The following is a 23,975-nucleotide window of genomic DNA, read 5'->3' as shown; positions in this document are numbered from 1 at the left end:
CAACAGGGAGAGAACATGAAATCAATGCACAGGAAAATCAAACCCGTCATCGTCAAGTTGATGCTGGCGGGCCTGGTGACCAGCTTGTCTGTTCCGAGCTTTGCCGCAGACGATCTGCGCAAGGATGCGGCGGCCGCGACCCAGACCGCCAATGACCAACTGCTCAAGCAGCTTCCCTTCGCAGACAAGACCGATTTCGAGAACGCCAACAAGGGCTTTATCGCGGCCCTGCCGTCGGCGGCCATCAAGGGTGTAGCGGGCAACCTTATCTGGGATCCGCAGAAGTACGGTTTCATCAAGGCAGGGGAGAAGGCCCCCGCTACCGTCAACCCCAGCCTGTGGCGTCAGTCTCAGCTGATCAATATCAGTGGCTTGTTCCAGGTCACGGATGGCATCTATCAGATCCGCAACCTCGATCTGTCCAACATGACCATCATCGAAGGCAAAGATGGCATTACCGTGGTCGATCCGCTTGTCTCGGCCGAAACGGCCAAGATCGGTATCGATCTGTACTACAAGAATCGCGGCCAGAAGCCGGTGAAGGCGGTGATCTATACCCATAGCCACGTCGATCACTACGGCGGTGTGCGCGGGATCGTCGACGAAGCCGACGTCAAGGCTGGCAAGGTCAAGGTCTATGCGCCGGAAGGCTTCATGGAAGCTGCTGTTGCCGAGAACATCATGGCGGGCAACGTGATGAGCCGCCGTGCCAGCTACATGTATGGCAACCTGCTGCCGGCCGATGCGAAGGGTCAGGTCGGTGCCGGGCTGGGCACGACGACCTCGGCGGGGACAGTGACCCTGATTGCGCCGACGGACTACATCACCAAAACCGGTCAGAAAGAAGTCATCGATGGGCTGACCTATGAGTTCATGATGGCACCGGGCTCGGAAGCTCCGTCCGAGATGCTGTGGTACATCGAAGAGAAGAAAGCCATTTCTGCCGCCGAAGATGCGACCCATACCCTGCACAACACCTACTCGCTGCGTGGCGCCAAGATCCGTGAGCCGCTGCCCTGGTCAAAATACCTGAACCAGGCGCTCTCCATGTGGGGAGACAAGGCCGAGGTGATGTTTGCACAGCACCATTGGCCAACCTGGGGCAACAAAGACGTCACCACCTTGCTGAAATCCCAGCGCGACCTCTATCGCTATATCAACGATGAGACGCTGCGCCTGGCCAACATGGGCTACACCCGGGACGAGATCGCCGAGCAGTTCAAGCTGCCCGACACCCTGGCCAACACCTGGGCCAACCGTGGCTACTATGGCTCCATCAGCCATAACGTCAAGGCGACCTATGTGCTCTATCTGGGCTGGTTCGATGGTAACCCGGCGACCCTGAACGAGCTGACGCCGACCGAGTCTGCCAAGAAGTATGTGGAGTTCATGGGTGGCGCCGATGCGGTGCTGAAGAAAGCCAAGGCTTCTTATGACAAGGGCGAATACCGCTGGGTTGCGCAGGTGGTCAAACACGTGGTGTTTGCCGATCCCAGCAACAAGGCAGCCCGCGAGCTGGAAGCCGATGCCCTCGAGCAGATGGGTTATCAGGCCGAGTCAGGTCCGTGGCGCAACTTCTACCTGACCGGGGCCAAGGAGCTGCGTAGCGGCGTGACCAAGATGGCGACCCCCAACACCGCGAGCCCGGATACGGTACGCGCCATGTCGCTGGATATGTTCTTCGACTATCTGGCGGTTCGCCTCAATGGGCCCAAGTCCGGCGCGGCCAAGGCAGTACTGAACTTCGACTTCGGCGACACCGGTGGCAAGTACAAGGTTGAGCTGGAAAACGGGGTGCTGAACCACACCGCGAATGCCGAGGCCAGCAACGCCGATACCACCATCACCCTGTCCCGTGACACCTTGAACAACCTGATCCTGAAACAAACCACCCTGGAGAAAGCCATCACCGCGGGTGACGTCAAGATCAGTGGTAATAGTGACAAGTTGAAGGAAGTGCTCGGTTATCTGGATAACTTCGAGTTCTGGTTCAATATCGTTACCCCTTAAGCCGTAACTCCCAGAGTAAAGGGCGTGGTCAAAGACCACGCCCTTTTTTATGTCTGAATGGACCGCCAGCAACCGCGGCGAGGGCTCTGCTAGCGCGTCACCTCGTCTGGGTGGCCGCCTCGATGATAAGGGCCGTCACTTCATCGGCCCGTGAGACCAGCGAGGCATGGCTGGCGCTGAGCGTGATGCTCTTGCGGGGATGGATGCGCGCGGCCATTCGTTGCTGGTTGTCCGGGCTTATCATGCGGTCGTCGCTGGAGATCTGGTACCAGCTCGGTTTTTTCTGCCAGGCCGGCGCCTGGATGCTGTCACCGAAGGTGGAACCCAGTGGCGCCTTCTGGGTGATGGCCATCACCTGCGCCTCTTCCGGGGTGAGATCCTGGCAGAAACTGGCGTGAAACTCGCTTTGCTTGATCCAGAGATAGCCGTCACTGTCGCCGACGATGTTGGCCATGGCCGCCGGTGGGCTGGCCTGAGTGATGCCCCCCGCGCTTTCGCCAGCATCGGGGGCAAAGGCGGCAACATAAACCAGACCAATGACATTCGGCATATCGCCCATCTCGGTGATCACGGCGCCGCCGTAAGAGTGGCCGACCAGCAGCACGGGGCCGGATTGCTGCGCCACCATCTTGCGGGTGCGCTCGGCATCGTCTGCCAGCGAGGTCAGCGGCAGTTCAACCGCGTGCAATTGGGTAAAACCGTGTCGAAGCAGCTGGCTGATGACTCTGCGCCAGTGCATGGCACCGCCCCAGAAGCCATGTACCAGCACTATGGTGGGTTGTTCGTTCATGGTGTCATTCTCCTCAGGCTGAGCGGGCCCCGATGGTGGGGCGGTGGAAGTAACCAAGTATAGCGAGGGTGCCTCTCGATATCAGATGGATGCCAGTGTCGATGGCTGCGCCGCAAGAGAGGTGCGGGAGTTGCTCAAACGGGGTCTTTTGCCTCGCGGGGGAGAGTCATATCGTGTCATTGCCGGGCAAGGGGAGGCACCGCTCCCCTTGCATGGTTTCATTAGGTGTCGCGGCAGGGGCTGAAGATGTCGAGCTGCGGGTTGTAGACCGAGGTCGCCACGTCCCAGATCCCGAGCACAGAAGAGAACAGGTTGTCATGGGAGAAGCGATCGCCCGTCGCCTTCTCCTGCAGGCAGCTCATGTCCATGCCCTTGCCCTCGGAGAAGCCGGGGGACATCCAGACCTGCAGGGGCACACGGGTCTGATCGTCGGGGGCAAACTTGTAGGGGGTGCCGTGCAGGTAGAGCCCCAGCGCGCCGAGCGACTCACCATGATCCGAGACATAGATGAGCGCCGTGTTGTACTGCGCCTCGTGGGCTTTGAGCTTGGATATCATCTGGGCTATCACATGGTCCGTGTAGCGGATGGTGTTGTCATAGGTGTTGACCAGCTCCTCGTTGGTGCAGTTCTCGATGTCGCTGCGCGGGCAGTCGGGCAGAAAGGTGCGATGGTGATCGGGGTAGCGCTTGTAATAGGTGGGGCCGTGACTGCCGATGAGGTGAAATGCCACCAGCTTGTCGCCACTCATGTTGGCCACCTCTTCATCCAGCCCTTTGAGCATCACCTCGTCATAGCAGGTGTTCTTATCGCAGAGCTCAGGGTGATCCTTGGGTTTGATCTCAATGTTGGGGACGCGATCGCACACCCCTTTGCAGCCACCGTCATTCTCCTTCCAGAACACCGATACCCCGCTTCGTTGCAGCACATCCAGCAGGCCCTCACTGTTGCGAGCCTTGTTACCGTCAAATCCGGCGCGTCCCATGTTGGAGAACATGCAGGGCACCGAGACTGCGGTCGCCGTGCCGCAGGAGCGCACATTCTGGAACGAGATGACGCCCCCGACTTGGCTGGTAAAGGCGTTGGTCTCTTTTTCATAGCCGTTCATGGAGAAGTTCTTGCTGCGGGCGGTTTCGCCTATCACCAGGAACATCAGGGTCGGCTTGTCGGTCTTGACCGGCCGGGTCGCATCTTTGCCCAGGGTGGTGAAGGGAAGCGGGGTCGCCAGGTAACGCTTGTTGACGTACTTGGCCGTGCTGTAGACGAAGTAGGCAGGAATGATCTCGCGATTCAGGTTCTGGTTGTTGCGACCGACCGAGGCATAGTCCTGGTAGTAGAGCCCGGCTACCCCCGCCACGACCACCAGGGAGATGGCCATGGACAAGGCGCGGCTAAACAGTCCCTTGTACCAGCTGCTGGCGTATTCAATTTTAATGAAAAACAGCAAGATGGCAGGCAGGACCCCGGTGAAGAAGATCCATGTCACCATGGACAAACTGAGGTAGGAATGCAGCTTCGCTGCGGTTGGTCTCGAAGATGTTCTGGATCATCTCGTGATCAAACAGCACCTGATATTTCAGCATGGTGATGCTGACGATGGCGCTGAGGACAAACAGCAAGGCGAAGAACGGCTTGAACAGATAGCGCTGGGAGAAGGGCATGAACACGAAGTTCAGTGCCGCGACCAGCACGATGGGAATGGAAATGACAAACCCCAGCTTGACGTGCTCAAGCTTGGTCAGGATATCGTAAAAGTGCAGCAGGATGGGCCAGTTGAGCATGGCGGTAAAGAGCAGCGCCAACAGAAAAACGAGTGGAACAGCTTTGATGGTGAAAATGGCAGGCATGACTCTTCCCTAAGTGGCCTCGAACTGGGTGCAGTGACGATGTCGTCCCTGCTTGTTATTGCTGCTCATCCTCGTCCATAAGGTGCCGAGCGGCGCCCTGCATAGTCGCCATTAACTGTTAGTTATGTCAACTGTCATGTTTCGCAAAAGTGACGTAAATGAGTGAGTTGTAAGAATAGTGAGGCAAAGGGGATGCCGGGCCGCGCGCTGTCGACGCTGTGATGGTTAAACGCTCGAGGGGGCAGGGCAGAAAGCGCATCCCCCAAGGCTTTAACGGGGTAAGATGGCTGAGGCCAGACGGAACCCGGCGCCGGGAATGGCCGGGTGGGTTAAGGGATCAGTTTAAGGAAGAGTCCGTGCTGAAAGAAAACTTCAATGATCTCCAGTTGTTTCTGGCGGTGGCGAAAGATCGCAGCTTCACCCGCGCCGCCGGCAAGCTGGGGGTCTCGCAGTCCGCCCTGAGTCATGCCATCAAGGGGCTGGAAGGGCGGTTGAATATCCGGTTATTGACCCGTACTACACGCAGTGTGGCGCCCACAGAGGCTGGCGAAAGGATAATCGACTGCCTTGAGCCCCGCCTGGCGGATCTCGAACAGGCCCTCGGCGACATCATACAGATGAACGGCCAGGACGCGGGGAACCTGCGCCTCTCCGCCGGTGAGCACGCGGTGCGCAGCCTGCTGTGGCCAAAGCTCAAGCCGTTTCTCAAGGCCTATCCCCAGATCAACGTGGAGCTGGTGGTAGACAACGGCCTGGTCGACATTGTCGCCGGGCGCTTCGATGGGCGTGCGGCTGGGGGAGAGCGTCGACAAGGACATGGTGGCGGTGCGGATCGGGCCGGACATGCGCATGGTGGTGGTGGGCTCCCCCGCCTATCTGGCCAGTCGCGGCACGCCGCAGACGCCCCATGAGCTGCAACAGCATTGTTGCATCAACATGCGCCTGCCCACCGCCGGTGGCCTCTATCACTGGGAGTTTGAACGCAACGGCAAGCCGCTGCGGGTACGGGTTGAGGGCCAGCTGACCCTCAACTTGCTCAGTGAGCGGATCGATGCCGCCGCCGCTGGCCTGGGGCTCGCCTGCGTGCCGGAAGATATGGTGCAGGCTGCGCTGGCAGCGGGCACCCTGGTGCAGGTGCTGAACGACTGGTGCCCGACCTTCGTCGGTTATTACCTCTACTACCCGAGCCGCAAGCAGCACCCGCCTGCCTTCGTGCGGCTGATTGAGGCGCTGCGCCACCAGGAGTAGGGGCTGATAACAAAGAGGGCCGACTGACAACGTCCGCCCTCAGAGGCATGTTATCAGCGACCCACCCTGGCCTGCAGCGCGGCGGGATAGCGATCCCCGACGATCTGCACCCGGGCGAGTGCGCTGGCTATCTGATCCAGCTCCGCCGGCGTCAGACCGAGCTGCGCCGCCCCCAGGTTCTCATCGAGTCGAGACAACTTGGTGGTGCCGGGGATGGGCACTATCCAGGGTTGCTGTGCCAACAGCCAGGCGAGGGCTATCTGGGCCGGGGTGACGCCTCGTTGCGTAGCCAGCTCCGTCAGCAGCGCCACCAACTGCGTGTTGGCCGCCAGCGCCTCGGCCGCGAAGCGAGGCACCTTGCTTCGAAAATCATCCACGCCAAAGGTGGTACCTGCCTTGATGGCGCCAGTCAGAAAGCCTTTGCCCAGCGGACTGAAGGGCACGAAACCTATCCCCAGCTCCGCCAGCAACGGCAAGATCTCCCGCTCGGGCTCCCGCCACCACAGCGAATATTCGCTCTGCAGCGCCGTCACCGGCAGCACTGCATGGGCGCGCCTGATGGTCTGGGCACCCGCCTCCGACAGGCCGAAGTGCTTGACCTTGCCCTCGGCAATCAAGTCTTTCACCGTGCCGGCCACCTCTTCGATGGGCACCTCGGGATCCACCCTGTGCTGGTAGAGCAGATCGATGACGTCCGTCTGCAGACGGCGCAGGGATCCCTCGACCGCCGCCCGGATCTGCTCGGGGCGGCTGTTGAGTACCTGCTGCTGGTTATCGGCGCCGAAGGTGAAGCCGAACTTGGTGGCGATCACCACCTTGTCCCGCACCGGTTTGAGGGCCTCACCCACCAGTTCTTCATTGAGATAGGGGCCATAGACCTCGGCGGTGTCGAACAGGGTCACGCCGCGATCGACGGCGGCGCGAATAAGGGCTATGGCCTGACCGCGATCGGTAGCCGGGCCATAGCCGTGGCTCAGCCCCATGCAGCCAAGGCCGAGGGCGCTGACGCGCAGGCCGGATTGGCCAAGCAGACGGGTTTGCACCATGGAACTCCTCTTAGGATTCTTTGAATTCAATAAGGTGATATCAGACATCGAGCCGGCGGCCGGTTAGCCACTCCACCCTGGCCGGATCCCGGTGGGAGAAGAAGGCGCTGGTGCCGGTGTCCAGGGCGCTTATCTGCAGCATCTCCTCGTCGCTCAAGGCAAAATCCTGCAGATCGAGGTTCTCCACCATGCGCGCCTTGCGCACCGTCTTGGCAAGAGAGGGGACGCCGCGCTGCCACAGCCAGCGCAGCACCACCTGACCCACGCTCTTACCATGCCGCTCGCCGATGGCGCTGAGCAGGGGGTGCTGGAACAGGCCGTTGCGCCCCTCGGCAAAGGGGGCCCAGGCCTGGGGCATGATGGCGCGGCTCTGCATCCAGGCCACGGGGTGCATCTGCTGGTGGAAGGGGTTCACCTCTATCTGGTTGACCGCGGGGGGCACCTGATTGAAGGCGATGAGGTCCGCCAGCCGATCCGGGTGGAAGTTGCTCACCCCGATGGCGCGGCACTTGCCCGCCCGATAGAGCTCCTCCATGGCGCGCCAGGCGCCGTGCACATCGCCATAAGGTTGGTGAATGAGGTAGAGATCCACATAATCCAGTTGCAGCCGGTGCAAGGAGCGCTCGAACTGGGCCTTGGCCCCCTCGTAACTGGCATCCTGCAGCCACAGCTTGGTGGTGACAAACAGCTCGCCGCGCACGATCCCGCTGCGCCGGATGCCGTTGCCCACCTGAGTTTCATTCTGATAGGAGGCGGCGGTGTCGATGAGACGGTAGCCAGCCTCGATGGCATCGACCACGGCCCGCTCGCACTCGGCAGCCTCCGTCATCTGAAAGACCCCGAACCCCTGCAGGGGCATGGTGACCCCGTTGTTCAGCCTGACTGTTTGCATGACATTCTCCTCATCTGTGCTGTGCCAGCAGCATAACCCAGTGCAATTGCGCGGATTAGATGGTGCAATCCGCTAGGGTTTATCGCTCTGACTCATCAATCGGCGTCATGCCCTGAGCCGATGGGAGCTATATAAGGCCCTTTTTCTGGAACGGCCCTGGCGGTGACAGTCGGGGCTCTTTGCCAGCAAGGACCTGGGCTGGGTCGGCGAGACGGCAGGGCGCAGCAGGGGAGAGGAGGGGACAGGGCCGATAAGCGAAGACGATGAAGCAGGATGGTTTGGCCCATCATATTGATTTGGCACTATATTCTATATCGATGTGCGGCCAGGCCTGAGTCGGGCGGCGCGAGATCTCGGTATATCACCCTCGGCGGCCAATCGGTTGCCTGGTCATAACAAAATGATTTCTCGGGAGAAAAGCCTACCTTAACTATGGTCAGCCAAGGGCCTTTTTTTGTATTATCCCCCTCTTGACCTTATTTAGCCTAACAGGCTCCTGTTCCGGGAGTGGTGACGAGGAAGACATGCAACAGCTTGAAGAAGTAGTCGGCCAGGCCAAGGCCGAAATTGAGGGCGTCAATGACGTTGCGACCCTCGACGAGATCCGGGTCAAATATCTGGGTAAAAAAGGCTTTTTTACCGAGCAGATGAAGACCCTCGGGGCCTTGTCCGCCGAAGAGCGTCCCGCCGCGGGCGCCGTGATCAACCAGGCAAAGCAGCAGGTTCAGGATGCCCTGAACGCGCGTCGCGATGAGCTGGCCGCCCAGGAGCTGAACCAGAAGCTGGCCGCCGAGACCATCGACATCAGCCTGCCGGGTCGCCGCATCGAGAACGGTGGTCTGCACCCGGTAACCCGCACCATCGAGCGCATCGAGCGCCTGTTTGGCGAGATGGGTTTCAAAGTGGAGCGCGGTCCCGAAATCGAAGATGGCTTCCACAACTTCGATGCCCTGAACATCCCGGCCCATCACCCGGCCCGGACCGATCACGACACCTTCTACTTCAACCCGGACCTGATGCTGCGTACCCACACCTCCGGTGTGCAGATCCGCACCATGGAGCATCAGCAGCCGCCCATTCGCATCATCGCGCCGGGCCGCGTCTATCGTAACGACTACGACATGACCCACACCCCGATGTTCCACCAGGTCGAAGGGCTGTTGGTAGACGAACATGCCAGCTTTACCGAGCTGAAGGGGATCTTGCACGACTTCCTGCGCAATTACTTCGAGGAAGATCTCACCATCCGTTTCCGTCCCTCCTATTTCCCGTTCACCGAGCCGAGCGCCGAAGTGGACGTGATGGGCAAGAACGGCAAGTGGCTGGAAGTGCTGGGCTGCGGCATGGTGCACCCGAACGTGCTGCGCTCGGTCGGCATCGATCCGGAAAAATACTCCGGTTTTGCCTTCGGCATGGGCGTTGAGCGCCTGACCATGCTGCGTTACGGGGTCAACGACCTGCGTGCCTTCTTCGAAAACGACCTGCGCTTCCTCAAGCAGTTCAAGTAAGGGCGAGAGAACATGAAATTCAGTAAATCCTGGGTGATGGAGTGGGTCCGCACCGAGTTGAGTGATAACGCACTGGCCGAGCAGATCACCATGGCTGGTCTGGAAGTGGACGCCATCGAGGCGGTCGCCGGTCAGTTCAACAACGTGGTGGTCGGGGAAGTGGTCGAGTGCGCCCAGCACCCTGACGCCGACAAGCTGCGGGTGACCAAGGTCAACGTGGGCGAAGCCGAACTGCTGGACATCGTCTGCGGCGCGCCGAACTGCCGCACCGGTTTGAAAGTGTGTGTGGCCAAGGTGGGCGCGACCCTGCCGGGCGATTTCACCATCAAGAAAGCCAAGCTGCGCGGCCAGCCGTCCCACGGCATGCTCTGCTCCTTCAGCGAGCTCGGCATCGAAGTGGAAGCGGACGGCATTATTGAGCTGCCAGCCGATGCCCCGGTCGGCACCGATATCCGTGACTACCTGAACCTCAATGACGTCGCCATCGACGTGGACTTGACCCCGAACCGCGCCGACTGCCTCGGCATCGCGGGTCTTGCCCGCGAGATTGGTGTACTCAACAGCGCCGACGTGGTCGAGCCGAGCTGGGCACCTACCCTGGCCACCATAGATGCGACCTTCCCGATCCGGGTCGAAGCACCGGCAGATTGCCCGCGCTACCTCGGCCGTGTCATCAAGGGGCTGAACCTGCACGCCCAGAGCCCGCTCTGGATGCAAGAGAAGCTGCGCCGTGGCGGCATTCGCTCCATCGACGCCATCGTCGACATCACTAACTTCCTGATGCTGGAATACGGTCAGCCGATGCACGCCTTCGATCTGGCGACCCTCGAGGGTGAGCTGGTGGTGCGCCGCGCCAAGGCCGATGAGCCTATGACCCTGCTGGACGGCAACGAGGTCAAACTCAAAGAGACTACGCTGGTTATCGCCGATGCCAAAGGCCCTGCCTGCATGGCCGGCATCTTTGGCGGCGCCCGCACCGGCGTCTCCACCGAGACCACCGACGTGCTGCTGGAGTGCGCCTTCTTCGCGCCGCTCTCCATCACCGGCCGTGCCCGAACCTATGGCCTGCACACCGATTCTTCCCATCGTTTCGAGCGTGGGGTGGATCCACAACTGCAAGCCAAGGTGATGGACAGGGCCACCCGTCTGCTGCTGGATATCTGCGGCGGCGAAGCGGGCCCGGTGGTCGAGGTCAAATCCGACGCCCATCTGCCGAAGGCTGCCCCGATCAAGCTGCGTCGCACCAAGCTCGACAAGGTGATCGGCATCAGCGTGGGCGATGCCCAGGTACTCGAGATCCTGACTCGCCTCGGCATGCAGGTGACCGTGGAGGCCGACGGCTGGACCGCACTGGCGCCCTCCTGGCGTTTCGATATCGCCATCGAGGAAGACCTCATTGAGGAAGTGGCCCGCATCTACGGCTATAACAACATCCCGAACTTGAAACCGGCAGCGTCGCTCGCCATGGTTGAGCAGGCGGAAGGTCAGGTGACCCTCAAGCGGGTGCGCGATCTGCTGGTGGACCGCGGCTTCCAGGAAGCCATCACCTACAGCTTTGTGGATCCCAAGAGCCAGCAACTGCTCTACCCGCAGAGCGACGCCATAGTGCTGCCCAACCCCATCTCGGTCGAGATGTCCGCCATGCGGGTCTCCCTGTTCCCGGGTTTGGTGCAGGCGGTGGTCTACAACCAGAACCGTCAGCAGGGTCGGGTGCGTCTGTTCGAGCAAGGCCTGCGCTTCATCAAAGACGCGAGCGCCGAGAACGGCATCCGTCAGGAGCCCATGCTGGCCGGCATCATCACCGGCAACCAGAGCGATGAGCACTGGGACATCAAGAGCCGCGGCAGCGACTTCTTTGATTTGAAAGGGGATCTGGAAGCGGTGCTGGATCTCACCGCCGAAGGGGCGAGCTTCAGCTTCGCGCGTACCGAGCACAGTGCCCTGCACCCGGGTCAGAGTGCGGCCATCCTGCGCAATGGCGCGGTGATCGGCCACATCGGTGTCATTCACCCAAGCCTTGAGAAGAAGCTGGGTCTCAAGACTCGTGCCATCATGTTCGAGCTGGAATTGAACAAGCTGATCCCTGCCAAGGTGCCGGTTGCGGCCGAAGTCTCTCGCTTCCCGGCCAACCGTCGTGACATCGCCGTGGTGGTCGACACTGCGGTTCTGGCCGGCGATGTGCTCGCAGTAATTAAAAAAGTTGGCGGAAATCAGTTAGTTGGAATAAACTTGTTTGACGTATACCAGGGTGCTGGTATGGCAGAGGACAAGAAGAGCCTGGCTATCAGTCTTGTTTTGCAAGACACCCAACGCACCCTGGAGGAGAAAGAGATCGCCGAGACCGTAGACAATGTCGTGCGGGCCCTTGGTGAAGAGTTGAATGCATCCTTGAGGGATTGATCTATGGCGCTTACCAAAGCCGACATTGCAGAGCACCTGTTCACCCAACTCGGGATGAGCAAGCGTGAAGCCAAAGATATGGTGGAAGCCTTCTTTGAGGAGATCCGACAAGCGCTGGAACGCGGCGAACAAGTCAAGATTTCAGGCTTCGGTAATTTTGATCTTCGTGAGAAGAACCAGCGTCCCGGACGTAACCCCAAGACGGGCGAAGACATTCCCATCAGCGCCCGTCGGGTGGTGACCTTCCGGCCTGGTCAGAAGCTCAAGGCCAGGGTAGAAAATGTTGAACCCAATGAGTGATAAAAAGCCAGGCAGATGCCTGGCTTTTCCGTTTCGATGACCAAGACACTCCTCCTGCTCGGCGCATTGCTGGCGTTGCCACTGCGCGCCGCCGCCTTGCCCCTGTCGCCTGCTACCCAGGCGTATGCCGATTCGCTGACCCAGCTGACCTTCTGCTATCCGAGCCTGCAGCGGCCTCCTTATCTGGAAGGCAAGGGCGGTCTGCTCATCGATCAGATGACGCGGTTGGCCCGCCAGTTGCCGGTGCCGCTCTATTTCAAGACCCTGCCTAACTGGCCTGCGGTGGAGCAGGGGTTGCGGGAGGGGCGTTGCGATCTCATTCCACACATCAGCCCGACCCAGCAGCCCGAGAACGGCATGCTGCTCAGCCGCACCATGCTGGAGGCGGAATCTGCCATCCTCTACCGGGGCGATCTCGAGCACGCGGCCTTCCTGGTGTCGCCCATCTGGCAGGCGGGCGAGGTGCTCAAGCGCCTCTACCCCAAGTCGACCCAGCTGCAACTGACCGACGCCGACAACTGGTATCTGGCACTGTTTGCGGAAAAAGGCAGTGCTTACCTCGGAGATTACCTGCAATTACGCTATTTAATGCGGGAATATCCCGATGAAGGGCTACGTCTGCGCCGCCTGCGCAGCGACGATCTGGTGGTGGGTTATCGACTGATGATGCGCGACCGTCCCGAGTTACAACAACTGGTGGACACGGCGATCCGCTTCCTGCCGCCCGGCTGCCTCTACCGGGATCTGGGCCGTTATCTGCCCCAGAGCGAGCAGGACATCAACCCGCTGCACTTCACCGACAAGGAGCAGGCCTGGCTCATTGGCAACGCCCGTACCATCAAGTTGGTGGCGGCGCCGGGTTTCATGCCCTATAGCGGCGTCAACCAGGAGGGAAGGCTCGCCGGCTGGAGCGGTGATGTGCTGCAGCGGGTCAGTCGCCAGACCGGACTCAATTTCGAGCTCATCCCGGTGGCCAGCAAGGAAGAGGCGCTGGCCAAGCTGCGCAGCGGGGAGGCGGTCATGATGGCCGGCCTGCAGGAGTCCCCGACCCTCGGCCAAGAGTTTCACTTCACCCGGGTAGTGGCCATGAGCCGCTATGCCCTGGTCAGTCGCAAGCTGGGTGCCCATGAGCGGATTGACGAGGTGAAGGGCAAGATAGTGGTGCCCGCCACCCTCTACGATCCGAGCCTGCTGGCCGGGCTGGGGCAACACGAGTGGGTGCGGGTCGATACCTTGCAGCAGGGGATCAAGGCGGTGCAGGGGGGGGATGCCGATGCCATGCTGGCGGAGCTCTATCAGCTGCAATATCCCATGCGCAACAACCTGCTGACCGATCTGGCGATCAAGGAGTTGCCGCAGCCCTTCGGCCTGGGTTTTGCCATCCGGACGGATCAGCCCAGGCTCGCCGGGGTGCTGGAGCAGAGCCTGATGACCATCAACGATCGGCAGGTGGATGAGCTGGTCCAGCGTTGGCATAGGTTGATCCTCAATCAGCAGGAGGGGGTCAGCTACGGCTTCTGGTTGGCATCGGTCTTGCTGGCGCTGATGATCAGCGCCGCCGTCATCTGGCTGATCTGGCGCTCACGCCAGCAGCTGGCCCTGGAGGCTCGCGAGCGACAGAAGGCCGAGCAGGCGCTGGCGCTGGAGAGCAAGTTCCGGGAATCCCTGTTCCAGGCGTTGCCGGTACCCGTGTTCTTGCGAAGCGACAAGGGCGAGATCATCAAGCGCAACAAACGGGCCAAGCAGCTGGAGGCGCGCTATGGGGCGGACTTGCAACTGCCCGCGCCGCAACTGCAAGGGGGGGAAGGCGAGCTTGGCTTGCGCGAGCAGGTCTATTCCTATGCCCAGATCCCGCTGCAACTCGGTCTGCAGGCGCCGGCAGGCGATCTCATCGCCCTGTCCGATATCAGCGCCCTGCGCGAGCGCACCCGCTTGCTGCGCCAAGCGGAGCGCAGGCTGCGCGCCCTCACCAACACGGTGCCCGGCGTGGTGCTGCAGTTCAGCCTGCAGGGAGGTGCAGTTTCGCAAGTAGAGTTCGTCAGTCGTGGCAGCTTCGAGCTGCTGGGGCTGGCCAGCCAGCAGATCCGCCTCAACCCCAACGAGGCCCTCACCCGGATGGCGCGCCAGGACAGGCGCGAGATGCGCGCCCCCATGCTGGTCATGTTGCAGGCGGGCCGTCCCTTCTCCCATCTGCTGCGCTATCACCATCCGACCAAGGGGGCTCGCTGGTTGCAGTTCTCCGGGCGGGGGCGTCGCCGCAGCCAGAAGAAGGGATGGCGTATCTACGGGGTGGTGCAGGATGTGACCGACCGGGTTGAGCAGGAGCATGCGCTGCAGCTTTCCCATGAGCAGGCCCAGCAGGCGGTGCTCGCCAAGGGGCGCTTCCTGGCGGCTGTGAGTCACGAGATCCGCACTCCCATGAACGCCATTCTGGGGTTGCTGGAGTGGCTCGATCAGACCTCGCTCTCACCTGAGCAGACATCGGCGCTGACCCATGTCAGGCAGGCGGGTAACGAGCTGCTGGGGCTGCTCAACGACGTGCTCGATTTCAGCCGCAACGAGACGCGCCAGTTGCGGCTCTCGCCCCAGCCGACCGATCTGGTGGAGCTGTGCGAACACGTGGCGGCGGTGCACTGGTCCAAGGCGCGCTCCAAGGGATTGCAGCTGCGCCTTCGTCTCGATCCCAGCCTGCCAGCCCTGCTCAACCTGGATCCCCATAGGGTGCAGCAGGTGTTGCACAATCTGCTCTCCAATGCCATCAAATTCAGCCAGACCGGCGAGGTGGTACTGTGGGCGTGGCGCCAGGGTGAGTGGGTCGTCTGCGGGGTGGATGACGAAGGGCCCGGCATCAGTGCCGAGCTGCTGCCACGGCTGTTCCTGCCCTTCGAGCAGGGCGAGGAGCCGGGTCAGACCCGGGCGCAAGGCACGGGATTGGGCCTGGCCATCTGCCGTCAGCTGATGGAGCAGATGGGCGGGACTATCCAGGTCGAGGCGCGGGTGGAGGGCGGCAGTCGTTTCATCTGCTCGCTGCCGCTCTCTGCCCTACAGGAGAAGGCGCCCTGGCAACCCAGGTTCGGCGCACTCAGCTTGCAGCTGGAAGGCGTCGAACTCGACTACATGCGCCGCTGGCTGGCCGAGTTTGGCATGAGCGAGGAGGCGGATGCGCCTTGCCTGAGCGCCGAGCAGGACGAGAGGGGACTGCGCCACTGGTACTGGCAGGGTGAACCCTGGATCCCGGGCTCGGTGATCAGCTTGCTGCAGCCCAGGCTGTCCCAGGGCAGCGAGGATGTCTCTACGCTGCCCGGTGCCGGCATGCGGGTGCTGCTGGTCGAAGATCACGAAGTGAACCGGGTGTTGATCAGCATGCAGCTCAGCCAGCTGGGAGCCCAGGTATTGAGCGCCGCCAACGGCCGGCTGGCACTGGATATTCTTGGCCGCGAGTCAGTCGATCTGGTGCTGACCGACTTGCAGATGCCAGTGATGGATGGCGCCGAGCTGTGCAAGCAATTGCGAGGCTCGACGCGCTGGCGTCATCTGCCAGTCTATGTGATCACCGCCGATCTCAGTGAGCAGGCGGCAGAGCGGCTGGCCGACAGTGGCTGTCATGGCCATCTGGACAAGCCGGTGATGCTAAGAGAGTTGGCCATCTTGCTGCGCAGCCTGTCCGGGCAGAGCGCCGGGCTTGCGCAGGAGGAGGCCGCCGATTGGTCCGAACAGATGCTGGCGCCGCTGAGTGCCGAGCTTATCAACCTCTATATGAGTTCGGCTCGCCAGGATCTGGCTGACATTGCGCGCTGCGTCACACAAGCGGATGACGAGGCCCTCAAGACGGCTTTACACAAGATGATGGGGGCCGCCAAAATGGTGGGGGCCGTCCCGCTAATACAGGTAATCGACCGCTGGCAGAGGGCTCCCGGACAGCCCTTGATCGCACCACTGACACAGGCAGTGGATGAGGTCTGCCGGCAACTGGGCAAGAGAGTATGAGAATGATCATCACAGATGAAGAGTTATTGGCGCTGCTGGGATCGGACGTGTGTCTGGAGCCCGGGTTTCATCCCGTCAGCATCTATGCCCTGGATGCCGCGTCCCATCAGGCCCTCAAGAGTGCAGGCGTGCCGGACTACGCCAATTTGCATCGCACCCAGCCCGATCCCGGCTGGCAGTGGGAGGGATTGTTCGCCGCCGGCGCCATCGCGCTGTTCGATCCTGCCTCTCATACGGGAGCGGCCTATCTGCCGCAGCTGATGACGCCGGGGCGGGGGATCTACCTCTTGTCGGACAACTGGCGAGCGGCGCTGGAGGAGCGGGTACAACAGTGGCGCGACTGGCTGGCGGAGCTGCAGGTGTTGTTGCTCGAAGATCACCCCTTTCAAGGCGCCAGCATCCAGCAAGAGATCCAGCAACTGGGGCTGCCTTGCCTGTGGGTGCAGGACGGTGAGGCCTGTTTGCAGGCCCTGGAGCAGGGCAAAGTGGGGTTGCTTATCTGCGATCTCAGCCTGGCGGAGCAGGATGCCATCAGCCTGCTGATGAGCCATCCCCAATATCAGCACAGTGGTTTGCCCATCATCTTACTCTCCGCCCACGATCAGACCCTGATCGACGGGGCCCGCCGCCTGCTGCACGATGCCGGTTTCAATGTGCTGGCAGCGCTGGCCAAGCCACTGCAGAGTGACGATCTGTTGCGACTGCTCAAGGTCCTCTATCTGGGCCCCCAGCGTCAGCGCAGACTGAGTGGCTTGAAACGCACCATTCGCAGCTGGCAGGGGGAGGTGCGCGGTCAACTCGGCCTGCTGGCGGACGTGGCTTCCTCCGGTTTGCCTATCTGGCTGGCGCTAAGTGGGCTCCCTCCTCATTGGGAACAACTCAAGACCTGGCTGGATCAGCACGGGCGACAGGCAAGCGAGCTGACCCTGGTTATCCACCGGCGGGATCGACTGCTGAGCCAGGCGGATCGCTTCGCCCTGGTGTTGCAGGCGAGCCTGGCCGGCGCTCGCCTGGCGTTGCTGCTCGACAATGCCCAGCACCTGCCGTTCGATGAGCTGGAACGACTCCCGCTCCAGCACCTGCTGCTGGGACAACATCTGCTGCCGGAGCTGGAGGCGATGGCGGTGGACTCCCTGCTTGCTCGTTTCATCGGGCGCGCCAGAGAGCAGGGCATTGCCCTCTATCTCGACGATCCCTTCAAACTGCTCGATGCCAGCCTCTGGCAGGATCGCGGCATCGCGGGGCACTGGTGACCCGCTACCTGTGCTGGCCAGCCGACGAGCCGCGTCTGCGGACGGGGCTGGCGGGCTGGCTCCATCCCATGACCCGGGCCGCCTTGCCCATCATGATGGTGGTGGGGGGCCAAGAATGCTGGCTAAGAGAGCTGGCGGGGAGCGATCCCGAACCACTGGTAGCCGCGTACGGCGCCCTCAGTGAACAGAGTGTCTACCTGCGTTTCATGCGCCCCAAGCAGTCGCCTACCGCCGAGCAGGTTGCCTTCTTCCTCGACTATCCCAGGGCGGCCCAGATTGGTTTGCTGCTGACCGATGGCAACGGTGTTCCCCTGGCCATGGCCCAGTCCATCAGGCGGCGGTTGCACCCGGAGCGGGCCGAATTCTCCTGCATAGTGGCGGATAACTTCCAGCATCGCGGAGCCGGCCGGCGACTCTTGCTGGCGCTGGCGCTGCTGGCCCACGGGGAGGGAACTCGGGAGTGGACGGCCGAGGTGCTGAGTCAGAATCGCCCCATGCTGGCCCTGCTCAAGGGGTTGGGATTACCGCTGACCCTGGTGACGGGGCGGGAGATGGTGTTTGTCAGGCTGGACCTGAGCGTACTCGACAACCTGACGCCGGAGGTTTCATAAGACCAAGGGCGAATGTGCCGGGATGGCGCCCTGTGGTAAGGTCAGTGGTAATTCGTCGGAGGAAATCCACCATGGTGCAGTCAGCCAAACATATCGTGATCCTCACCGGTGCCGGCATCTCAGCCGAGTCCGGCATCAAGACCTTTCGTGCCAGTGATGGTCTGTGGGAAGAGCACAGGGTTGAGGACGTCGCCACGCCGGAAGGCTATGCGCGAGATCCCGAGCTGGTGCAGCGTTTCTACAACGCCCGTCGCCATCAATTGCAGCAACCCCAGATCCACCCCAATCCTGCGCACTATGCCCTGGCCAGACTGGAGCGTTTGCTGCCGGGTCGGGTGACCCTGGTCACCCAGAATATCGACAACCTGCACAGCGAGGCGGGCAGCAAGAACCTGATCCACATGCACGGGGAGTTGCTCAAGGCGCGCTGCCCGGCGTCGGGTCAGGTGATCGAATGGCGTGGGGAGTTGCATCAGGAAGAGCTCTGCTCCTGCTGCCAGCTGCCGCAGCCGCTGCGCCCCCACGTGGTCTGGTTTGGCGAGATGCCGCTCGGGCTGGACAGGATCTATGGCGCTTTGGCCCAATGCGATCTGTTCATCTCCATCGGCACCTCGGGAGCCGTCTATCCGGCGGCCGGTTTTGTCCATGAGGCCGGCCTCAATGGCGCTCATACCGTAGAGCTCAATCTGGAGCCCAGTGAGGTGGGTAGTCAGTTTGATGAGAAGCGCTACGGCCCGGCGTCTGTGCTGGTGCCCACCTTCGTGGATGAGCTGCTGAAGGAGCTAGGTGTGCATCAACCCAAATCCCCCCCTGGGCACAACTGGATGGAGATGCGCGGCCCATAACTATTGTGTAACAGCGCAGTTGCAATGGCTCCATGAAGTCGCCACACTGACCGATAAAAATAGGGTGCAGTTGGCGTAGCTCATCATGATCATCTTGAAGCATTGGATCACATTTATTCTACTGACGTTGATCACGTCTCAGGTGCAGGCATCTGCTGCCCTGTTGCATCTGATCTTGCCAGACAAGCGAGAGATCCATCTCGACGAAGCGGCTCTAGCAGCCTTGCCACAGGCTGAGTTCAAGACGCAAACCCCCTGGACCCAGGGCATGCACCGTTATCGCGGGCCGACGCTGGCGGGCCTTCTGGCGGCGCAGGGCGTGACCAGTGCCAGCGAGATCGAGGTGTTCGCCCTCAATGGCTATCAGCAGCGGGTGGATCTCTCCCTGTTTGCCCAGGCACCGTTGACGCTGGTGCACTATCAGGACGATCAGCCGTTGACTCGCCGCAACAAGGGGCCGCTCTGGTTGCTGGTGTCGCTCTCCGATCATCCCGAACTGAATGTGCCCGCCATCCACAACAGCATGGTGTGGCAGGTGACGCGCATCGAGGTCATCCCTTGACCCGTCGCCATCGCCACAACCTGCTGCTGGCTGCCATCTCGCTGCTGTTTCTGTTTTCATCGGTGTGGGGGCTCTATCTGCAGCATCGCCACGAGCAGCTCGTGGATAGCTTTTATCGCAACATTCACTGGAATATCAGCCAGACCATGCTGGAGTCCCAGCGTTTCCTCTATGACTTGCGCCTCTACCGGGCGGGTCAGCTGGACATGGAGACCCTGAGCCTCGATTACGATCTGTTGTGGAACCGGCTGGATATCTTCCTCATCAGCAGCGAGACCGCCGATGCCCGTGGCCGTCATGGGCTGGGCAAGGTGCTGGCCTCGCTGTTTGAACAGATAAAGTCGCTCGAGCCCCAGATGCAGGCCGGTGCACTGCAAGAGGGGGCCGCGCTGGATGGCACGCAGGCCCGGATCAGCGAACTGACCCGCCAGGTGGAGCGGATAGGGGACCAGATCCTCTCCGGCCAGGAGCGGGAGGACTCGGTCAACCAGATCCGCCAAAGCCTGTTCTGGCTGCAGATCTGGCAGCTGGTGTTGCTCGTAACGGGCGGTGTCCTGGTGTTTGCCCTCATTCGTGTCAATCTGCAAAATCGCCGTCTCTCCCTGCTCGATCCCATGACCCGGCTGGGTAACAGGCGTGCCTTGCAAGCGCAGTTGAAGCAGTCTCTGCGGGAGGGCCATGCCCAGGCACTGGTGGTGCTGGATCTCAAACGCTTCAAGCAAGTCAATGATCTGCTCGGCTACCAGGTCGGTGATCGATTGCTGCAGACGGTCGCCGCCAAACTGCGGCAAGCCCATCCCGGCCGGGCCTACCGGCTGGGGGGAGATGAATTTGCGGTGGTGCTGGCAGGCTCGCCGCAGGTGGTTGAGCCGCAGGTGGTGGCGATGATGGCCTTGCTCCAGTTTGAATTCGTGACCCGGGAGAGCAGCTTCGATCTGGCCTGCCGCTTCGGGGTGGCGCAGGCAGAGGGAACGGAGGATGCCAACGTGCTGCTGGAGCAGGCCATCCTGGCGCTCAATCAGGCCAAGCGCAGCGATACCTCGCTGGTCTGGTTCCAGCTGGCGATGAAGGCGGCCCTGAACATGGATCAGCGGCAGTTGCACCAGTTGCGAGAGTGGCTGACGGGGGCGGCGCCATCCCCGCTGGAGACGGTGTCGGAGGCGCTGACAGACGAGCAGGGGCAGAGGGTGCTGGCCATCAGCCTGCGCTGGCGGGTTGGCCAACAGGACTGCGGCGTTGACTGGATGCAGGAGCGCGGGGTGCTGGGCCCGGTGGTCGCCCGGCTGTTGGCGGATAGCACGAGCACGTACCCTTTGCTGCTGGTGCTGCATCAGCAGACCCAGCTGGCCCATGTGCTCGCTTATTTGCCTGTCTTGCAGCCGGGAGTGCTGATCCTGGCGTTGCCGACGTTGACCGGGGACGCTCTCCTGCTGGAGAAGGTTCGCCAGCGCGGTTGCCTGTTGGCACTGCATGAGCTGGGCAGCCGGGTCCCCGCATTGCTGCGTGCCGGTTGGCCCATTCGTTACTGGTTGCCGGAAACGTCCGATCACTATGCCTGGTTGCAGCCCCTGGCGCAGCAGTTAGGATTGCGGCATCTGAGCCGGCTTGAGGGCATGGCCGAGGCGGATGAGAGCAGGGCGCAGCGCGAGCCCTATTGAATACGCAAAGATAATAAAGGCGACCACAGGGTCGCCTTTATTATTTGTGTTTCTTGCCGTGGGGCAGTTGCTGGTCAGGCATGCCTCGGCTCAGATGGGGTGAGGGAAGGGGGCGCAGGAGTCCCTGATCACCAGATCTGGGTCGACGGTGATCAACCTGTTGTCGATCCGCTCCCCATTGATCCGCGCCAGCAGCCGGGTGACGGCGAGCCGTCCCAGCTCCTCTTTTGGCTGGTTGATGGTGGTGAGCGGCGGCGACATATATTGGGCCAGCGCCACGTTGTCGTAGCCGACCAGGGAGAGATCCTGCGGGATCTGAAGCCCCGCCTGGTGGGCGGCGCTGATGACCCCCATGGCCATCATGTCGTTGCACACGAACAGGGCGCTCGGCCGTTTGGGCTGGGCCAGCAGGCGGAGCATGGCGTCGTGGCCGCTGGCGCAGTCGAAATCCCCCTCCTGGATCCAGGCCGGGTTGATTGCAAGACCCGCCTCCTGCAGCGCCTGGGCAAAGCCGGCCAGCCGTTGATCGGCGGGGGCGCGGCTGCGCGGGCCCGTGATGCAGCCGATGTCGCGGTGACCGAGCGCCAGCAGATGACGGGTGGCTAGATAGCCGCCACGATGGGAGTTATCGGCGATGAGATCCACCTCCTTGCTCTCCATGCCCCAATCCATCACCACGACCGGCAGATCTTTGAGCCAGTCGAGCTGATTGAACACCTCCTGCTGGCCCTCGCTGCACATGATGAGCAGCCCATCTACCCGCTTCCTGAGCATCATCTTGAGATAGGAGAGCGCCGTCTCGGCCTGTCCTTCGGTGTTGCCCAGCATCAGGTTGTAGCCCTGCTCGAAGCAGTAGCGCTCCACCCCGCGCACCACTTCGGCGAAGAAGGGGTTGCTGGAGGTGGTGACCAGCATGCCGATGCTGTTGGTCTCCTTCACCTTGAGGCTGCGAGCCACCAGGCTGGGGGCGTAGTTGAGGCTCTGCATGGCGGCGAACACCCGCTCGCGAGTCTCCTCGGCCACGAAGCGGGTCTCGTTGATGACGTGGGAGACCGTGGTGGTCGAGACCCCCGCCAGCGCCGCCACCTCCTTGATATTGGCCATCAGAGTCCCTGCGCGGGCTGGGCGTGCAGGAAGGCATCCACCTCGGTCTTGGCTGGGATGGAGCTCTGGGCGCCGAGCCGGGTAACCGACAGCGCCGCCGCGCCGTGAGCAAAGCGCACTGCGGCGTTAAAATCTGCTCCCGCCAGCTCGGCTGCCAGCATGGCACCGTTGAAAGTGTCACCCGCGGCAGTGGTATCCACTGCTGCCACTTTGAATCCAGGTATAAGTATCTGCCGGTCGCGGTTGCTGCAATAGACGCCCTGTGAGCCCAGGGTGATCATCACCTCCCCAATGCCCATCTGATGGAAACGGACGGCCGCTTCGCGGGCACTCGCCTCATCGCTGACCTTCACGCCGGTCAGCAGCTCGGCCTCGGTCTGGTTGGGGGTGATGAGATCCACTAGCGCCAGCAGCTCGGCTGACAACGGCCGGGCCGGCGCCGGGTTCAGCACCACCCGGGTGCCCTGGGCGCGGGCCAGCCTGGCGGCTTCAAACACGCTCTCCAGCGGCACTTCCAGCTGCAGCAGCAGGGTGTGGGCATTGGCAATCATGGCTTCATGGCGCTTGACCATATCAGGGCTCAGGGCACCGTTGGCCTCGGCAGAGATACCGATGCTGTTCTCCCCCTCATCGCTCACATAGATGATGGCGATGCCGGTGGGAAGCGCCTCATCCTGCTCCACCGCGCTCACATCGATGCCGTCTTGGGCGAAGCCTGCGCGCATCTGATGGCCGATGGCATCATCCCCGACCCGGGCGATAAAGGAGACGGCGGCGCCCAGACGTGCGGCGGCGACCGCCTGATTGGCACCCTTGCCACCGGGGACGACACGATAGCTGTGACCGGTCAGGGTTTCACCCGGACGAGGGAAATGGGGGACGCGCAGCACATGGTCTGCATTGACACTGCCCAGCACAACGAGACGGTTCATAGTCATTACTCCTGATGCATCTTGGCTTGGGCACTGCGCTGAGCCCAAGCCAAGGGGCACGAAAAGAGGGAAGGGGGAGGCAAGCCTCCCCCGATCCGATTACTTGCTGACGATTTGCAGCGGCACCGGGATGGATTGCTCCACCGGCTGGCCTTTGAGCACCTTGTCGGCGGTTTCCACACCGATGGCACCGATCAAAGCAGGCTGCTGGGCCACGGTGGCGGCCAGTTTACCCTTGGCTACGGCGGCTTTGCCATCGTCGGTACCGTCGAAGCCGACGATCATCACGTCCTTACCGGCGGCTTGTACGGCGCGGATGGCACCCAGCGCCATCTCGTCGTTCTGGGCGAACACCGCCTGCACGGTCGGATGGGCGGCCAGCAGGTTCTCCATGACGTTCAGACCCTTGGTACGGTCAAAGTCGGCGGGCTGGGAGGCCAGCACCTGCAGCTTGTTGGCGGTCACGGCCAGGGCGAAACCTTCGCCGCGATCGCGAGCGGCGGAGGTGCCGGCAATCCCTTCGAGCTGGATCACCTTGGCGCCGGTGCCCAATTTTTCGGTGATGAAGTCACCGGCCAGCTTGCCGCCCGCCACGTTATCGGAGGCGATATGGGCCTTGACCTCACCCTGAGCCGCGCCGCGATCCAGGGTCAGTACCGGTATGTTGGCCTTGTTGGCCAGGCGGATGGCGTTGCCAACGGCCTCGGAGTCGGTGGGGTTGATCAGGATGGCATTGACCTTGCGTACGGTGAGATCTTCCACGTTGGAAAGCTCCTTGGCCGGGTCATTTTGAGAGTCCAGCACCACCAGCTCGTAGCCAAGCTCCTTGGCCTTGGCTTCGGCCCCTTCCTTCATGGTGACGAAGAAGGGGTTGTTGAGGGTGGAGACCACCATGGCCAGGGTCTGATCGGCGGCCTGGGCGGTGCCCAGCACGGACATGATGGCGGCGGCGAGCAGGGTATTGAGCTTTTTCATCGTTTCATT

At 61.8% G+C, this 23,975-nt stretch carries 18 protein-coding genes and 1 pseudogene; 12 read left to right on the top strand and 7 right to left on the bottom strand.

Features of this window, described 5'->3' with window-relative positions; translation table 11 throughout:
* The first annotated feature begins 15 nt into the window (after positions 1 to 15).
* On the top strand, positions 16 to 2,010 hold the full coding sequence (locus tag BN1137_RS02605; protein ID WP_232306882.1) for an alkyl/aryl-sulfatase: 1,995 nt from the start codon (positions 16 to 18) through the stop codon (positions 2,008 to 2,010).
* A 97-nt stretch (positions 2,011 to 2,107) separates the two neighbouring features.
* Here BN1137_RS02605 and BN1137_RS02600 read toward each other — a convergent pair whose 3' ends face one another.
* A complete protein-coding gene (locus tag BN1137_RS02600; protein WP_050717102.1) occupies positions 2,108 to 2,800 on the bottom strand; it encodes an alpha/beta hydrolase in 693 nt (230 codons plus the stop codon).
* A gap of 221 nt (positions 2,801 to 3,021) precedes the next feature.
* Positions 3,022 to 4,645, bottom strand: a pseudogene (locus BN1137_RS02595) (phosphoethanolamine transferase).
* 356 nt (positions 4,646 to 5,001) lie between these two features.
* On the opposite strand from BN1137_RS02595, the gene BN1137_RS22790 reads away from it, so the two are divergent.
* The gene (locus BN1137_RS22790; RefSeq protein WP_232306881.1) at positions 5,002 to 5,556 is read left to right on the top strand and encodes a LysR family transcriptional regulator; all 555 of its coding nucleotides are present in this window, start codon (positions 5,002 to 5,004) and stop codon (positions 5,554 to 5,556) included.
* The gene (locus BN1137_RS22785; RefSeq protein WP_232306880.1) at positions 5,462 to 5,893 is read left to right on the top strand and encodes a LysR substrate-binding domain-containing protein; all 432 of its coding nucleotides are present in this window, start codon (positions 5,462 to 5,464) and stop codon (positions 5,891 to 5,893) included. The genes BN1137_RS22790 and BN1137_RS22785 overlap by 95 nt, the downstream gene beginning before the upstream one ends.
* 53 nt (positions 5,894 to 5,946) lie before the next feature.
* On the opposite strand, the gene BN1137_RS02585 is transcribed toward BN1137_RS22785, so the two are convergent.
* Both BN1137_RS02585 and BN1137_RS02580 read right to left on the bottom strand, forming a co-directional pair.
* A complete protein-coding gene (locus BN1137_RS02585; protein ID WP_198150580.1) occupies positions 5,947 to 6,939 on the bottom strand; it encodes an aldo/keto reductase in 993 nt (330 codons plus the stop codon).
* 40 nt (positions 6,940 to 6,979) lie between these two features.
* Positions 6,980 to 7,831 carry an aldo/keto reductase gene (locus BN1137_RS02580; RefSeq protein WP_050717101.1) on the bottom strand — a complete coding sequence of 284 codons (852 nt, stop codon included), beginning with the start codon at positions 7,829 to 7,831 and terminating at the stop codon, positions 6,980 to 6,982.
* A 524-nt stretch (positions 7,832 to 8,355) separates the two neighbouring features.
* Between BN1137_RS02580 and pheS the strand changes: the two genes are divergently transcribed.
* From pheS to BN1137_RS02535, 9 genes are all read left to right on the top strand, one after another.
* Entirely contained in the window at positions 8,356 to 9,339 is a 984-nt protein-coding gene (gene pheS, locus BN1137_RS02575; RefSeq protein WP_050717100.1) for a phenylalanine--tRNA ligase subunit alpha, read from the top strand.
* A gap of 12 nt (positions 9,340 to 9,351) precedes the next feature.
* Positions 9,352 to 11,739, top strand: a complete 2,388-nt coding sequence (gene pheT / locus BN1137_RS02570) for a phenylalanine--tRNA ligase subunit beta (RefSeq protein ID WP_050717099.1) — start codon at positions 9,352 to 9,354, stop codon at positions 11,737 to 11,739.
* 3 nt (positions 11,740 to 11,742) lie between these two features.
* Complete coding sequence (gene ihfA / locus BN1137_RS02565; RefSeq protein WP_005300715.1) at positions 11,743 to 12,039, top strand: integration host factor subunit alpha; 297 nt, start codon at positions 11,743 to 11,745, stop codon at positions 12,037 to 12,039.
* A 54-nt stretch (positions 12,040 to 12,093) separates the two neighbouring features.
* Positions 12,094 to 16,026: an ATP-binding protein gene (locus BN1137_RS02560; protein ID WP_050717137.1), complete on the top strand. Its 3,933-nt coding sequence runs from the start codon at positions 12,094 to 12,096 to the stop codon at positions 16,024 to 16,026.
* A 2-nt stretch (positions 16,027 to 16,028) separates the two neighbouring features.
* Positions 16,029 to 17,279 carry a response regulator gene (locus BN1137_RS02555; protein ID WP_050717098.1) on the top strand — a complete coding sequence of 417 codons (1,251 nt, stop codon included), beginning with the start codon at positions 16,029 to 16,031 and terminating at the stop codon, positions 17,277 to 17,279.
* Positions 17,276 to 17,890, top strand: a complete 615-nt coding sequence (locus tag BN1137_RS02550) for a GNAT family N-acetyltransferase (protein ID WP_050717097.1) — start codon at positions 17,276 to 17,278, stop codon at positions 17,888 to 17,890. The genes BN1137_RS02555 and BN1137_RS02550 overlap by 4 nt, the downstream gene beginning before the upstream one ends.
* A gap of 71 nt (positions 17,891 to 17,961) precedes the next feature.
* The gene (cobB, locus tag BN1137_RS02545) at positions 17,962 to 18,735 is read left to right on the top strand and encodes a Sir2 family NAD+-dependent deacetylase (RefSeq protein WP_050717096.1); all 774 of its coding nucleotides are present in this window, start codon (positions 17,962 to 17,964) and stop codon (positions 18,733 to 18,735) included.
* Between the two features lie 85 nt (positions 18,736 to 18,820).
* On the top strand, positions 18,821 to 19,297 hold the full coding sequence (locus tag BN1137_RS02540; RefSeq protein ID WP_050717095.1) for a putative pterin-binding protein: 477 nt from the start codon (positions 18,821 to 18,823) through the stop codon (positions 19,295 to 19,297).
* Positions 19,294 to 20,955, top strand: a complete 1,662-nt coding sequence (locus tag BN1137_RS02535) for a GGDEF domain-containing protein (protein ID WP_050717094.1) — start codon at positions 19,294 to 19,296, stop codon at positions 20,953 to 20,955. The genes BN1137_RS02540 and BN1137_RS02535 overlap by 4 nt, the downstream gene beginning before the upstream one ends.
* A 90-nt stretch (positions 20,956 to 21,045) precedes the next feature.
* On the opposite strand, the gene BN1137_RS02530 is transcribed toward BN1137_RS02535, so the two are convergent.
* From BN1137_RS02530 to rbsB, 3 genes are all read right to left on the bottom strand, one after another.
* Positions 21,046 to 22,059, bottom strand: a complete 1,014-nt coding sequence (locus BN1137_RS02530; protein ID WP_050717093.1) for a substrate-binding domain-containing protein — start codon at positions 22,057 to 22,059, stop codon at positions 21,046 to 21,048.
* A complete protein-coding gene (gene rbsK / locus BN1137_RS02525; RefSeq protein WP_050717092.1) occupies positions 22,059 to 22,991 on the bottom strand; it encodes a ribokinase in 933 nt (310 codons plus the stop codon). Before rbsK ends, BN1137_RS02530 begins: the two co-directional genes overlap by 1 nt.
* A gap of 99 nt (positions 22,992 to 23,090) precedes the next feature.
* Positions 23,091 to 23,966, bottom strand: coding sequence for a ribose ABC transporter substrate-binding protein RbsB (gene rbsB / locus BN1137_RS02520; protein WP_050717091.1), 876 nt, complete (start codon positions 23,964 to 23,966; stop codon positions 23,091 to 23,093).
* Positions 23,967 to 23,975: the final 9 nt, after the last annotated feature.

This window comes from Aeromonas tecta, assembly GCF_000820185.1.
Lineage (GTDB): Bacteria > Pseudomonadota > Gammaproteobacteria > Enterobacterales > Aeromonadaceae > Aeromonas > Aeromonas tecta.
This window is presented reverse-complemented; position numbering and strand designations above follow the sequence as displayed.